This is a genomic window from Amycolatopsis sp. AA4, from assembly GCF_002796545.1.
Taxonomy (GTDB): Bacteria; Actinomycetota; Actinomycetes; order Mycobacteriales; family Pseudonocardiaceae; genus Amycolatopsis.
On record NZ_CP024894.1, the window covers coordinates 6952427 to 6966138 of the forward strand.

At 65.5% G+C, this 13712-nt stretch carries 12 protein-coding genes and 1 pseudogene; 7 read left to right on the forward strand and 6 right to left on the reverse strand.

Annotation, left to right across the window (positions count from 1 at the left end):
• Nucleotides 1-1212 carry an acetyl-CoA C-acetyltransferase gene (locus tag CU254_RS32055; RefSeq protein WP_009082843.1) on the reverse strand — a complete coding sequence of 404 codons (1212 nt, stop codon included), beginning with the start codon at nt 1210-1212 and terminating at the stop codon, nt 1-3.
• A 159-nt stretch (nt 1213-1371) separates the two neighbouring features.
• Between CU254_RS32055 and CU254_RS32060 the strand changes: the two genes are divergently transcribed.
• The 6 genes and pseudogenes from CU254_RS32060 to CU254_RS45080 all read left to right on the forward strand — a co-directional run bounded on the left by CU254_RS32060 (nt 1372) and on the right by CU254_RS45080 (nt 7488).
• The gene (locus tag CU254_RS32060) at nt 1372-2553 is read left to right on the forward strand and encodes a TetR/AcrR family transcriptional regulator (protein WP_009082845.1); all 1182 of its coding nucleotides are present in this window, start codon (nt 1372-1374) and stop codon (nt 2551-2553) included.
• A 168-nt stretch (nt 2554-2721) separates the two neighbouring features.
• Nucleotides 2722-3900: a low temperature requirement protein A gene (locus CU254_RS32065; RefSeq protein WP_037715494.1), complete on the forward strand. Its 1179-nt coding sequence runs from the start codon at nt 2722-2724 to the stop codon at nt 3898-3900.
• Between the two features lie 101 nt (nt 3901-4001).
• A complete protein-coding gene (locus CU254_RS32070) occupies nt 4002-5297 on the forward strand; it encodes an acyl-CoA dehydrogenase family protein (protein ID WP_037715496.1) in 1296 nt (431 codons plus the stop codon).
• A gap of 77 nt (nt 5298-5374) precedes the next feature.
• Nucleotides 5375-6586, forward strand: coding sequence for an acyl-CoA dehydrogenase family protein (locus CU254_RS32075; RefSeq protein ID WP_009082850.1), 1212 nt, complete (start codon nt 5375-5377; stop codon nt 6584-6586).
• A 239-nt stretch (nt 6587-6825) separates the two neighbouring features.
• Nucleotides 6826-7266, forward strand: a pseudogene (locus CU254_RS45075) (XRE family transcriptional regulator); the annotation flags it as partial.
• A 99-nt stretch (nt 7267-7365) separates the two neighbouring features.
• Complete coding sequence (locus tag CU254_RS45080) at nt 7366-7488, forward strand: NUDIX domain-containing protein (protein WP_353611808.1); 123 nt, start codon at nt 7366-7368, stop codon at nt 7486-7488.
• A 245-nt stretch (nt 7489-7733) separates the two neighbouring features.
• Here the strand turns inward: CU254_RS45080 and CU254_RS32090 are convergent, their stop codons facing one another.
• From CU254_RS32090 to CU254_RS32105, 4 genes are all read right to left on the reverse strand, one after another.
• Nucleotides 7734-8240, reverse strand: a complete 507-nt coding sequence (locus CU254_RS32090; RefSeq protein WP_199786034.1) for a hypothetical protein — start codon at nt 8238-8240, stop codon at nt 7734-7736.
• Nucleotides 8237-9643 (reverse strand): DUF3696 domain-containing protein, encoded by a 1407-nt coding sequence (locus CU254_RS32095; RefSeq protein WP_009082855.1) that lies wholly within the window; start codon nt 9641-9643, stop codon nt 8237-8239. The genes CU254_RS32090 and CU254_RS32095 overlap by 4 nt, the downstream gene beginning before the upstream one ends.
• A 693-nt stretch (nt 9644-10336) precedes the next feature.
• Nucleotides 10337-11077 (reverse strand): hypothetical protein, encoded by a 741-nt coding sequence (locus tag CU254_RS32100; protein WP_009082857.1) that lies wholly within the window; start codon nt 11075-11077, stop codon nt 10337-10339.
• A 291-nt stretch (nt 11078-11368) separates the two neighbouring features.
• On the reverse strand, nt 11369-11731 hold the full coding sequence (locus CU254_RS32105; protein ID WP_009082858.1) for a helix-turn-helix domain-containing protein: 363 nt from the start codon (nt 11729-11731) through the stop codon (nt 11369-11371).
• A gap of 75 nt (nt 11732-11806) precedes the next feature.
• Between CU254_RS32105 and CU254_RS32110 the strand changes: the two genes are divergently transcribed.
• On the forward strand, nt 11807-12736 hold the full coding sequence (locus CU254_RS32110; protein WP_009082860.1) for an NADP-dependent oxidoreductase: 930 nt from the start codon (nt 11807-11809) through the stop codon (nt 12734-12736).
• On the opposite strand, the gene CU254_RS32115 is transcribed toward CU254_RS32110, so the two are convergent.
• A complete protein-coding gene (locus CU254_RS32115) occupies nt 12733-13680 on the reverse strand; it encodes an NADPH:quinone reductase (protein WP_009082862.1) in 948 nt (315 codons plus the stop codon). The genes CU254_RS32110 and CU254_RS32115 overlap by 4 nt on opposite strands.
• Between the last annotated feature and the right edge of the window lie 32 nt (nt 13681-13712).

Below are 13712 nucleotides of genomic sequence, written 5' to 3' on the forward strand. Positions count from 1 at the left end.
TCACACCCGCTCGATGATGGTCGCGACACCCATGCCGCCGCCGATGCACAGAGTCACCAGCGCCCGGCGCGCCTGACGGCGTTCCAGCTCGTCGACCACGGTGCCGACCAGCATCGCGCCGGTGGCGCCGAGCGGGTGGCCCATGGCGATCGCGCCGCCGTTGACGTTGATCTTCTCGTCCGGAAGGTTCAGGTCCTTCTGCCACTTGAGCACGACGGACGCGAACGCCTCGTTGAGCTCCCACAGGTCGATGTCGTCCGGGGTCAGGCCCGCGGTCTTCAGCACCTTCTCGGTGGCCGGCGTCGGACCGGTCAGCATGATCGTGGGCTCGGACCCGATCGAGGCGGTGGCGACGATGCGCGCCCTCGGCGTGAGGCCGAAGGTCTTGCCCGCCTGCTCGGAGCCGATCAGCACGATGGCCGACCCGTCGACGATGCCGGACGAGTTGCCGCCGGTGTGCACGTGGTCGATCTTCTCGACCTGGTGGTACTTCTGGAGCGCGACGGCGTCGAACCCGCCCATCTCGCCGATCGTGGTGAAGGCGGGCTTGAGCTTCGCCAGCCCCTCGACCGTGGTCCCCGGACGGCGGTGCTCGTCGTGGTCGAGGATCGTGACGCCGTTCAGGTCCTTCACCGGCACCACGGACTTCGCGAAGTAGCCGCCGGACCAGGCCGCCTCGGCCTTCTCCTGCGAGCGGACCGCGAACGCGTCGACGTCCTCGCGGGAGAAGCCCTCGATCGTCGCGATCAGGTCCGCGCCGATGCCCTGCGGGGCGATGTAGTGGTCGTACGCGGTGGCCGGGTCCATGAACAGCGCGCCGCCGTCGGAACCCATCGGCACGCGCGACATCGACTCCACGCCGCCCGCGATGACCAGCTGGTCCCAGCCGGAGCGGATCTTCTGCGCCGCGACGTTCGTGGCCTCGAGCCCGGACGCGCAGAACCGGTTGAGCTGCACGCCCGCGACCGTCTGCGGCAGGCCCGCGACGAGCGCGGCGGTGCGCGCGATGTCCGCGCCCTGCTCGCCCACCGGGGAGACGACGCCGAGCACGATGTCGTCGATCGCCTGCGGATCGAGGTTCGGGTGGCGGACCTTCAGCTCCTGGATGAGGCCGACCACCAGGTCGACCGGCTTGGTGCCGTGCAGGGCACCGCCCTTGTTCTTGCCCCGGGGCGTGCGCAACGCCTCGTAGATGTAGGCCTCGCTACTCACTGAACACTCCTCCGCGAAGCGGCGTGGTTGGACACCGCGGTGTATCTCGCCGCCGACTATACCGGCCAGTAGGTGCTAATGCCCATTAACATAAGCCCGATGAACCCTATGGTGTCAATGGGTTGCTCTAGTTTGGATTAACGCTATGGTCAGTTCACCATGAGTACGTCTCCCGCCCGCGGCACGCGGCCTCGCGACCGCAAGGCCCAACTCGCCGCCGTCGCGGCCGAGCTGTTTCGCGCGCGCGGGTTCCACGGCGTCGGGATCAACGACATCGCCGCCGCGGCGGGCGTGACCGGACCCGCGCTGTACCGGCATTTCGCCGACAAGCAGGCGATCCTCGCCTACGTCGTGCTCGCCGGGATCGACGACATGGAATCGGCCACCGCGGTCGCGCTCGCCGATTCCGCGCCGCCGCCCGAGCAGCTGAACGCCCTGCTCACCGGCCTCGCGACACAGGCCGTCGAGCGCCGGGAGATCGCCGCGCTGTGGCGCTGGGAAGGTCCGCACCTGCCGCGCGAGCAGCGCCGGGAGATCCGCCGCCGGTCCGGCGCGGTGCTCGACGCGTGGGCGAAAGCCCTGCTCACGCTGCGCCCGGAGCTGGCCGCGGACGAGGCCGAGCTGCTGTGCTGGGCCGCGCTGTCGGTGTTCGGCAGCGTCGCGGTGCACCACACCTCGGTGGCGCGCAAACGCTTCGTGCCGCTGCTGGTCGAACTCGCGATGACCGTGCTCGACCTCTCCTTGCCGGTTCCGGAAGAACCCGCGCCGCCGGTCACGAGCAGCCTCGGCACGCCGTCCCGCCGCGAGCAGGTGCTGACCGCCGCGACCGGCCTGTTCGCCGAACGCGGTTTCCACGCGGTGAGCATGGAGGACATCGGCGCGGCGGCAGGCATCGCCGGACCCAGCGTGTACCGGCACTTTCCTAGCAAGGCCGCGCTGATGGTCGCGATCGGCCACCGCGCGGCCGACCGGCTCGCACTGGCCGCCGAGCAGGCACTGCAAGCCCCCGACGAACGGTCCGCGCTCAGCCGGCTCGCCGCGTCGTACGTGCACATTCTGCTGCGCACGCCGGAACTGCTGGTGTCCTTCACCGCGGACCGCGTGACCATGCCGGAACGCGACAAGGCCGATCTGCGCCGCGTCCAGCGCGACTACGTCGACCAGTGGGTTTCCCTGCTGTGCGCGGTGTTTCCGGAGCTTCCGGCGCGCGAGGCGAAGATCCGGGTGCATGCCGCGCTGACGATCGCGAACGATCTCAGCCGGACCGGGCCGATCAAGAGCAGGCCGCATCTGCAGACGGAACTGACCGCGGTGCTGCACGCGGTTCTCGGGCTCAGCTGAACGCTGCGGGCCACTTCGAAAGTGGTTTTCTGTTTTGAGTCGTGACTTCACTAGTGAAGTACTTCAGCAGTGAAGTCACGACTTCGGAGAGAAGAGAACCTCGCGAGGTCGTCGCACGCTGTCAGCGAAACCGCTCCGATCGGTCGCCCGTCCGTGTCACCATCTGCCGTGCCCACGAGACGGTTGCATCTGGTTCGCGCGGACGAAGGCCACCGCGTCACGACCCTTGAGCTGTTTTTCGACCTGGTCTTCGTCTACGCCATCACGCAGACCACCGAACTGATGGCCGGGCGGCTGAGCCTGCTCGGCGTCGGCGAGGGACTGCTGGTGCTGATGGTGCTGTGGTGGTGCTGGTGCAGTTACGCGTGGCTCGGCACGACGATCCACGTCGACCACGGCATCGCGCGGCTGGCGATGTTCGGCGCGATGGCGGTGATGTTCCTGGTCGCGCTCGCGGTGCCGCAGGCGCTCACCAACCAGCCGGGCGGACTGGACGGGCCGTTGCTGTTCGTCGCTTGCTACGGCGTCGTGCGGCTGCTGCACATCGTCGCCTACCTCGGGGCGGCGCGGCACGACGCCGAATTGCGCTTGGTGCTGCTGAAAATGCTGCGCGGGCTGCTGCCGAGCCTGGCTTTGCTGGCCGTCGCCGCCGTCGTGGGCGGACCGTGGCAGCCGGCGCTGTGGGTGGTCGCGCTGGCGGTGGACTACCTCAACGTCTATCTGTCCGGCCCCGCGGGCTGGCGGCTGCACTCGCCCGCGCACTTCGCCGAGCGGTTCGGGCTGATCGTGATCATCGCGCTGGGCGAATCGATCGTGGCGATCGGCATCGGGATCGGGCACGTGCCGATCACGTGGCTCGTCGCCGGGTCGGCGATCTGCGGGATCGCGCTCGCCGCCGGGATGTGGTGGACGTACTTCGACCTGGTCGCGCACGTCGCCGAAAGCAGGCTGGCCCGCGCCGAAGGCATCGCGCGGAACAAGCTCGCCACCGATTCCTACACCTATCTGCACCTGCCGCTCATCGCCGGCATCGTCCTCGTCGCGCTCGGGTTGAAGAAGGCGTTCGCGACCCTGGACCACGATCCGGCGGACGCGCTGCACGGCGTCGCGCTGTGGGCGCTGACCGGCGGGCTTGCGCTGTACCTGGTCGCGCTCAGTTCGCTGCGCCGGCGCAACCTCGGCAGCTGGAATCGGCAGCGCCTCGTGCTCGCGGCGGTGCTGCTCGGCATCACTCCCCTCCTCGGACACGTGCCCGCGGCCTTGCTGCTGCTGATCGTCACGGCCTCGGTCCTGCTGCTCATCGCGTTCGAACGCACGTCGCTGGCCCGGCGCCCGGTCGTCGAGTGAGCCGGGCCGCACTGGCGGATTCCGCATCGCCACGCTAACCTACTCGTGAGTAGGTAACGCGAGGGAGATGCTGCATGGCTGCGCCAAGGAAACGAGACGCGATGGGCCTCGGCCTGGCCGCGCTCACCCGGTTGGCCGGGAGCAAGGCGATCGACCGGGTCGGGCTGCGCGGGCCGGTGCAGAACCTGGTCAAGACGGGGACCCGGACCGGTTTCCGCGCGGCGGGGGCGGCGACGCGGTCGTTCACCTCGGTCCAGCGGCTGGGCAAACCGGCGCGGCTGGCGAAACCGGACGACCGCGGGCTGTTCGACCTGACGCCGGACGAGGACCAGAAGCTCATCGTCGAAACGGTCAGCGAGTTCGCCGCCGAGCAGCTGCGGCCGGCCGCCGCGGACGCCGACGAGAAGCTCGCCGCGCCGGAGGGTCTGCTGAGCCGCGCGGCCGAGCTGGGCATCAGCCTCGTCGGCATCCCGGAAGAGCTGGGCGGCGCGGGCACCGAGCGTTCGGTCGTGACGAACGCGCTGGTCGCGGAGGCGCTCGCGCACGGCGACCTCGGCCTGGCGGTGGCCGTGCTGGCCCCGTCGGCGGTGAGCACCGCGCTGGTCGCGTGGGGCGACGAGCAGCAGCAGGCCGACTACGTGCCCGCGTTCACCGGCGAGCAGGTGCCCGCCGCGGCGCTCGCGCTGCTGGAGCGGACGCCGTTGTTCGACCCGTTCAAGCCCGCCACCAAGGCGAAGCGCACCCCGAAGGGCTACCAGCTCGACGGCGTGAAGTCGCTCGTCCCGCGGGCGGCGGAGGCGGAGCTGTTCCTCGTCTCGGCCGACCTGGAAGGCCGCGGACCGGCGCTGTTCCTGGTGGAATCGTCGAACGCGGGCGTGACGATCGAGTCCGAACCCGCGATGGGCCTGCGCGGCGCGGCCACCGGGAAGCTGCACCTGGAGAAGGTCTCGCTGCCCGCGGGCGCGCTGCTCGGCGGCGGCAAGGCGGACGTGTTCACCGAGGTGGTCCGGCTTTCCCGGCTCGGCTGGGCGGCGCTCGCCGCGGGCGTCGGCAAGGCGGTGCTGGACTACGTCGTGCCTTACGTGAACGAGCGCACCGCGTTCGGCGAGCCGATCAGCCACCGGCAGGCGGTCGCGTTCTCGGTGGCGGACATCGCGATCGAGCTGGAGGGTCTGCGCCTGGTCACGCTGCGCGCGGCCGCGCGGGCCGAGCAGGGCAAGGAATACGCGCGGGAAGCGGCGCTCGCCCGCAAGCTCGCGACGGACAAGGGCATGCAGATCGGCAACGCCGGCGTGCAGCTGCTTGGCGGGCACGGGTTCGTGAAGGAGCATCCGGTGGAGCGCTGGTACCGCGACCTGCGGGCGATCGGCGTGATGGAAGGCGCCGTCCTCCTCTGAGCTGGCTCCCTCGTGAGTGTTTGTGCCGGTTCTAACCGGCATCGCCACTCACGACCCCCCTCGAAAGGCAACCCCTCATGATCAACCTGGAAGCTCCGAAGAAGGCCGGCGCGCTGATCAACCAGGCGTACCAGGCCGCGGCCGAGGTGTTCCGGCCGATCTCGCGCAAGTACGACCGCGCCGAACACACCTATCCGTCCGAATTGGACATGTTCGCCGCGCTGCTGGACGGGCTGAACTCCTCCGGCGAGGGCGGGGCGGGCGCGGCCGGCGTCCGCCGGTCCGAAAAGGACGACGGCCCCAAGGGAAACCGCAACGGGGCCAACCTGAACGTGGTGCTCGGCACGATCGAAATGTGCTGGGGCGACGTCGGCCTGCTGCTGTCCATGCCGCGCCAGGGCCTCGGCAACGCCGCGATCGGCTCGGTGGCGACCGACGAGCAGCTCGAGCGGTTCAAGGGCCTGTGGGCCGCGATGGCGATCACCGAACCCGGCTGCGGTTCGGACTCCGCCGCCATCACGACGACGGCCACCCAGGACGGCGACGACTACATCCTGAACGGCGAGAAGATCTTCGTGACCTCCGGCCAGCGCGCCGACGCCGTCGTGGTCTGGGCGACACTCGACCGCACGAAGGGCCGCGCCGCGATCAAGTCGTTCGTGGTGGAGAAGGGCACGCCCGGCTTCGAGGTCGTGCGCGTGGAGCACAAACTGGGCATCCGCGCGTCCGACACCGCCGTGCTGCGCTTCGAAAACTGCCGCGTTCCCCGCGAAAACCTCTTGGGCACGCCGGAAATCGACACGGCCAAGGGTTTCGCCGGGGTCATGCAGACCTTCGACAACACCCGCCCGCTGGTGGCCGCGATGGCGATCGGCGTCGCCCGCGCGGCGCTGGACGAAACCCGCCGCATCCTCACCGAAGCGGGCATCGTCATCGACTACGACCGCCCGTCCTTGACGCAGCACGCCGCGGCCGCGACGTTCCTGCAACTGGAAGCGGACTACGAGGCGGCGTACCTGCTGACGTTGGAGTCGGCGTGGATGGCGGACAACCGCCAGCCGAACTCCCTGCAGGCTTCGATGGCGAAAGCCAAGGCGGGCCGCACGGTGGTCGACGTGACGCTGAAGTGCGTCGAACTCGCCGGAGCGTACGGGTACACGGAGGAATCGCTGCTGGAGAAATGGTCCCGGGATGCCAAGATCCTGGACATTTTCGAGGGGACGCAGCAGATTCAGCAGCTCATTGTGGCTCGGCGGGTGCTGGGGAAGACCTCGGCTGAGCTGAAGTAGTTGTGACGTAACGGAAATCCGCCCGGTCGCTGGTCCCTCTCGGGGCTCTGCGACCGGGCGGTTTTCGCCTCGCTGAGGTGGGTTCCATGATCAGGTGCCTCCGGACCGTCATCGAGGGCAGGCCGTCCGAACACCGCGTCGAGCCTCCCGCGCCGGGTGGTTGCTCGACGGGACCGGGTGCGTGTACGTCCGGAGGATGAAGCCCGGGTTCGCGTGCCCGCGGTAGTCGGATCGGCTGAAAGGAAGCATCCGAGACCGTCGAGATTGTGGTTCACGCAGCGTTGTTCCTGATGGAACGCCTGCGGTTCATCAAGGGCCTGACCGCCAAGGCAGTGGCCGACGCAAAGATCCTGCTCGCGTTCGGGGACCGGGGAAAAGGTCAGCGGCTCCCTGCGCGGAGCAGTTCGACGGGACGCTTGCGGCGCGCATCCGCAACGCGCTGGCGTTCTACCCGCCGCTGATCGGCGTCGACGGGGTTGAGATGCAGTTCCACAACACAACGCTCTACAGTTCGATTTCCGATTCGACGAGGAGATGATCATCAACACGCATGTATACGGGTTCCAGGGAGCCCACGCCCCGTCCCTCCACCTGCGGTGACTGCCCGTCGGGACCTCTTCGAGACGTACTCGGAGAGCCTTGAGTCAGTCTGGAACCTCGCCAAGCCAGCCACCTTCTAGGGAGCCGACTACTACAACGACCCGAACGCGCCTAAAGCGAACGGTATCGCAGTAGCGGCCTCGGCGTTCCTCCGGGACGACGAAGGTCGAATCCTGATTATTAAGCGCACAGACAACAATCTCTACCCAATCCGTGGTGGCCAACTGGAACTAGGCGAGACAATGGCACAGGCCGCAGTCCACGAGGTTCGCGAGGAGACGGCATCGACTGCAAGGTCATAGTCGCGATCGGCCTCTACTCAAACCCAAAGCACGTTATCCCCTATGGCGACGACGAATTCCCGCAAGAATTCCCCATCCGTTTCCGAGCCCGAAAGACGTCGAGACAGCGTACACCCAGCATCGAAAGCTCAGAGAAGATCTGGATACCAATTGAAGAGCTAGACAAATTGAATATCCATACACGATTAGGCTACGCCTAGAACATGCGGCCGAAAGCCGGGGCAACCTTATTACAGCTAGACAAATCACTGGCGAACGATCGACTTCTTTAGACATTCAGGACAGAGTTCTATCACTGATATACCCTCCGCGCCTAGCTTGTCACCAGCATGCGACCAGTCCGAGTCGACACAATTTATGATCGGCGACCGAAAACCGTCCGCGACCGCAGAGGCGATGAACTTGTGATCAGAAGGATCGAAATCTCTCAGATCCGCCGGAACCTCCTCGTAAGATCCGTCCCAAGTCGGCGTTATCTCCACCTTTCGAACCTTCGAAACATCGGCCTGACGTCGGGTAAGTTCTACGAAAAATCGATCCCGAACTCTGGGTTGCCCACTATATGAACAGTATCTTTCGTACTCCTCTAGAATGTCACCACCAAAATCTAGCAGAATCACCTTCTCCGACAGAGATTCTTCTAGAAATTCAATGGCCGAGATAACACATTCCGGCGTCGCTTGTGGCGTAGACTCCCCATCTGAGGCAATGAGCACATTAGTATCGATGATGACACCGTCATGCAAATTCACTCCCCCCTCTCCTCTTTCATCCTTCTTCTCGCCGCTTTTGCCTGAGCGGCAGCCTCACCAAAGCCATCGCCAAAAAAGTCGGCAGGCCAGTTTGTCACATTTCCGAACAGGTCAAGGTTAAGCCTTTCGATCGTAGGAGCCCCTTGCCGAGAGTCGCAAAAATATATGTGGCAATCTTCGGATGTAATCTCAATCTCCCGAGGCATGAACTTCTCGGCAATACGTCGCTGAAGCCTTAGAAGCAAATGCTCCGAATGGCTCTCAACAATCACTTGCAGCTTACGAACCTTGGCAGCTTCGATTATTACATCAGCTAATCCGCTTTGCACTGCCGGATGAAGGTGAATCTCAGGCTGCTCGAGAAGGACTGTCGACCCTTCGGGAACATAGGCAAGAAGAACCAGAACGGGTAACACTTGAGACACACCGAATCCAACATCAGTAAGAAGAACCGGCGGATCAGATGGACCGCGTCTAACCAAGACTCGATAGACGCTTTCACGGTCGCGATCTAGCGGCTCAACAGAGAAATCCGATATCAGATTCAACTCTTTCAGCCAACTAGCAACATGCTGCTCAACGCTAATTCGAGGCAAAGCCCACAGGGCACCGTTCTTTCGTCTCACGAAGCCGCGTGAATTAGTCTTCCCATCAGCCTGAGACGCAATCATCGCCTCTACCGCCAGCTCCCCTCGGCGCCCGACGTCAACCGGACGACCGCCACCCCAGAGATACTGCCGCTGAGGGTCTTGCCTGAGTGGACCTAGGTAGTAAATCCGCCCGCAGAACTGCTCAAAATTTAACTCAAGGTCACTAAGAAAAGCCGCATTCTGATAATATGATCGCACCTGATCCGGGAAACTATAGAATTTACCCGGCGGAGGCAATGGCCATGCACGACCAGTCACTCGTCTGAATTTATAGCCATTAGAACTAAGACGGTATTTACCCCCTTCCCTCCTGCTCAAGCTGAAATCGTAGTCTCCGAGTTTATACACAACCCTCTGAACGGCCGGCTGATTACGGCCAACTGAGACCTCGACTTCCAAGCCAAGACTACTGCTCTTTGCTATTACCGAGCGAGAGCGCGCCTCAGTATCAGTTATACTGAACGGCTCATCCTCTTCCCAGGACACATCAATTTCAACGTTTTCCCCCGTAGCGTGGCCGTACACCAAGTCATAGAACGTCCCAAGACTCACAAGAGACGAATCACTTCCACCGAGGTCGAAAACGCGACCTCGATCCGCCGAAATGGCCGTCTGTTTCAACAGGAGAAGACTTTGCAGTAGACTCGTCTTACCGGAGGAGTTACTCCCGAAGAAACACGATATAGGGCCAAGCTTCACCTTACCCGTGGCGGACCAAGCCTTAAAGTTCCGCAGAGAAAGCTCGGTAATCATCCCAACCCTTCGACGTTTCCACTCTTATCGGCAAGCATAGGCCACCCTACATCTCGCCCGCCGTATTGGAAGGTGCGGCACGCCCGAACAAGGTATCCCGAAAGTGGCATCGATTGCAGAATTTGGTTCTATGGGACCAAGGGCGCCTACGTAACCCCTCGCCGTTGTGGCCGCATCCGCTTCCGACACGGCGGACTGCTCCGCCTCGCCCGCCAGCCGGGCGGTGCGGCCGTCCGCGGGTCACCTGGCGCAACGCCGCACGGCGACGGAACACGGGTCCCCAGAGCCCACGTTGGCCTCCTCTGCGAGCGGCTGTCTCATACGGGTCGTTCGTGACTTGGTCTCCGTTACGCACCGTCGTGAGCGACGCCCATCCTGACGCCGGATCGTGACAACGGCTTCGTATCGGGATGCGCGGATAGGTGTGGCCGGACCGCCAGGCCGGGCCATCAAAGGCCAGGGACAAGCGACAGACGGCGAGAAGTAACGAGACACATCAGCGCAGGTCAGAGGCAGTTTCGCCTGAGATCACGAGGTCGACGAAAACCGGCTGAGGAGCCCTGGACAGCTTCGAGGGGACCCAGCAGATCCAGCAGCGCATCATGGCCCGGCGAGTGCTGAGGAAGACCTCGGCTGACCTGAAGTGACCAAGGCCGCTCGGCCCGGGTGACAGGAGCGGGCCGAGCGGTCTTGCTATTCCAGCTGCTTCTTCCCGGTGGACTGGCCGAAGAAATACCCCAGCACCAGCAGGAACGCACTCGACAGCACCTGGTTGATCTCCACGCCGGCGAACATCGCGGCCACCACGGAGAGGCACATCACCAACAGGATCGCCGCTCCGACGTAGGTCGCGACGGATTCCTTCGCCAGGAAGTTCTGCCACACCTTGGCTTTCCGCTCGAACTTGTCCATTTCCGCGGCCATCGCCGCGGCCTCGACCTCGGCGATCTTCCGGCTGGTTTCCTTCAGTTCCCCGTCGATCTTCCCGGTTTTGCTTTCGAATTCGCCGAGCAGCTTGTCGAACTTCTCCTTGGTTCCGGCGTCGTCGACCACGGACACCGCGTTCCGGAGTTTGTCGATCTCCGCCTCGACGGTCAATCCGTTGATCAGCTCGAGGATCTGCTCGCGCCGTTCCAGGCAGAACTTCAGCGCGCTCCGCTGGGTGTTCACCTTGCGGGCGACGTCCGAACGCCCTTTGGACGCGTGCGCCGCGGCCAGCGCCGCCTTGTTCTGCGCTAGCTTTTTCCGCTGCCGGGAAATCACGCCGTCGAGCCGGTCCAAGGACGAGCGGAGTTCGTCGACCGACTGGGTCTCGAGCGAAGAGCTGTCCAGTCCGTCCTTGACGAACTCCAGTTCCATCCGCCGTCTCAACCGGCTGTGCCGGTTGTCGGTTTCCGCGAAATCGACTACGCCGCTTTCTTCGGGAGCACTCATGGTGGTTTCCGTTTGCTGGGGTGCGTGGATTGCGGGCCGAGGACGCGCCGTCAGCGACGCGCCGGTCTTCTGCGCAGCCCCTCGTCCACCCTCGCCCCCTGGATCACCGTCAGCCTCCCGCCACCGACTACAGTGCCCTGCCGGTCGTTCGCGAGCGCTCCGCTGTTGCACTCTGTCGTCAGCTGTCGCCGTTCCGCACCCGAATCGTGACCACACGCGCCGCACAACCAATTACGAAAAGCTTAGCCGTGCCAGCAATTGGCTAGCAAAAACGCGGTCGCGAAGTCGCGGTCACTCGTTTTTGGCAGCCGAATCCAGTGCGTCCAGAACCGCGTCCCCATTCGCCCGGGCCCACTCCGTCAAGGTGTGGATCGGCTCGATCAGCGTCGCTCCCAGCGGGGTCAGTTCGTACTCGACGCGCGGCGGGGCCTCGGCATACGCCTGGCGGCGGACGAGGCCGTGCGCTTCCAGCCGGCGCAGGGTCTGGGTGAGCACTTTCCGGGAGATGCCGCCGATCAGCTCGACCAGGTCGCCGTGGCGGACCGGGCCCTTGCTGAGTCCGGCGAGCACGACCACCGTCCACTTGTCGGCGATCAGCTCTACTGCCAGCCGCGCCGGGCAATCGGCGAGGAAGATGCCGCGGGTACCGCTCATGGAATCCAAGGTACCTGCTGGTACCTATCGGAATCCTAGCCTGGTTTTCGTACCCCTCCAGAAACCAGGAGTGTCATGCGAGTCATCACCCAGCACAAGCTCGGCGGCCCGGAAGTGCTCACGATCGCGGACGCGCCCGAACCCCGGGCAGTGCCGACCGAAGTCCTCGTCCGGGTCAAGGCGATCGGGTTGAATCCGTTGGAGGCGCGGCTGCGCGACGGCGAGTTTCCGTTGCTCGGCCAGCCGCCGTTCGTGCTCGGCTGGGACGTCAGCGGCGTGGTCGAAGAGGCGTTGACCTGGCGGTTCCGGCCGGGCGACGAGGTGTTCGGGATGCCGCTGTTTCCCCGCGCGGCCAACGCGTATGCCGAGCTCGTGACTGCTCCGGCCTTGCATCTGGTCCGCAAGCCGAAGGAGCTTTCGCACGTCGAGGCCGCGGCGTTGCCGGTCGTCGGGCTGACGGCGTGGCAAGGGCTGGTCGACCTCGGCGGCGTGACGGCGGGCGACCGCGTGCTGATCCACGGCGGGGGCGGCGGGGTCGGGCACGTCGCGATCCAGATCGCGAAAGCGCTTGGCGCGCAGGTGCTCGCGACGGCCAGCGGGAGCAAACGGGAGTTCGTCGAGGGGCTCGGCGCCGACGAGGTCATCGACTACCGAAAGGTCGATTTCGCTGAAGCGGTAAGCGATATCGACGTTGTGCTCGACACGCTCGGCGGCGACACCGCGGAGCGTTCGCTCGGTGTGCTCCGGCCGGGCGGGCATCTGGTGACGGCCGTCGCCGACGAAGACACTGAGCTGATCGCGAAGTTCGAGGCGGCCGGGATGCGGTTCAGCGGCATCGCGGTCGACTCGGACCCGTTCGGGCTGCGGGAGCTGGTCGCGCTCGTGGAGCAGGGCAAGCTCCGGGTCCACGTGCAGGAGACGTTCCCGTTCGAGCGGGTCGTCGACGCGCATCGGCTGCTAGACCGCGGTCATCTGCAGGGCAAGGTGGTGCTCACGGTTCCTTAAACCGTCAGCACGATCCGGCCTCGCGCCTCCCCCGATTCCTGCAAGCGGTGCGCCTCGGCGGCCTCCGCGAGGGGGAGGCGAGTGCCGATCCGCGGGCGCAGAATTCCGGTGGAGAGGGCCCGGTTGATCACGCGGGCGGCGGAACCCAGCGCGGCGATCCCGGCGTTGCTGATGGCGAACCCGCGGATGCTGGCGTCGCGCGTGTACAGCTGGCCGATCGGCAGCGTGGGGGTCGACTCCATTCCGGCCATCGCCACGATGCGGCCGCCGCGGGACAGGAGCGGCACTGCCGAGACCAGGTCGTGCTGTCCGGCGTTGTCCCACAACAGATCCACCGCCGGGAGGTTGCGGTAGAGGTCGGGGTCGGCGTAGTCGAAAACCTCTTCGGCACCGCATTCCCGGCACCATTCCGCGTCCTCGGCGCGGGCGGTCGCGACGACGCGCAGGCCGGCGGTCGAAGCAAGTTGGACGACCGCGCTGCCGACGCCGCCGCCCGCGCCGAGCACCGCGATCGTCTCGCCGTACCCGGCGCCGGCGTGTTCGAAAAGGCCCAGATACGCGGTGGCGGCGGTGTGCAGGACGGCGACCGCGTCGTCGGAAACCCCATCCGGCAACGGATAAAGCCGGTCCTCGGGCACGACGCAGTACTCGGAGAAGGAACCCTGCCTGCCGTCGTGGCCGAGGCTGTTGCACCACACCCGGTCGCCGGGCGCGAAGCGGTCTACTGGCGAGGAGACAACAGTGCCCACCAGATCCCGGCCGATGACGAACGGAAACGTAAGGGCGGTGGGATAAGCGCCCGAACGGATGAAGGTGTCGACGTGGTTCACCGTCACCGCGGAGACTTTCACCAGCACCTCGCGCGGCCCCGGCTCGGGGTCCGGGAGCGGACCGACCTTGATCTCGGAACTGTCGCCGGGCGACGTCACGTATGCAGCGATCACCGGACCACGGTACCGCCGGTTTTTCCCCGGCG

Bases quoted from the DNA above. Each gene is read 5' to 3' on its own strand.
- CU254_RS32100 (WP_009082857.1), bottom strand. From the start codon at position 11,077: ATGAGTGCTCCCGAAGAAAGCGGCGTAGTCGATTTCGCGGAAACCGAC.
- CU254_RS32060 (WP_009082845.1), top strand. From the start codon at position 1,372: ATGAGTACGTCTCCCGCCCGCGGCACGCGGCCTCGCGACCGCAAGGCC.
- CU254_RS32105 (WP_009082858.1), bottom strand. From the start codon at position 11,731: ATGAGCGGTACCCGCGGCATCTTCCTCGCCGATTGCCCGGCGCGGCTG.
- CU254_RS32095 (WP_009082855.1), bottom strand. From the start codon at position 9,643: ATGATTACCGAGCTTTCTCTGCGGAACTTTAAGGCTTGGTCCGCCACG.
- CU254_RS32070 (WP_037715496.1), top strand. From the start codon at position 4,002: ATGGGCCTCGGCCTGGCCGCGCTCACCCGGTTGGCCGGGAGCAAGGCG.
- CU254_RS32110 (WP_009082860.1), top strand. From the start codon at position 11,807: ATGCGAGTCATCACCCAGCACAAGCTCGGCGGCCCGGAAGTGCTCACG.
- CU254_RS32075 (WP_009082850.1), top strand. From the start codon at position 5,375: ATGATCAACCTGGAAGCTCCGAAGAAGGCCGGCGCGCTGATCAACCAG.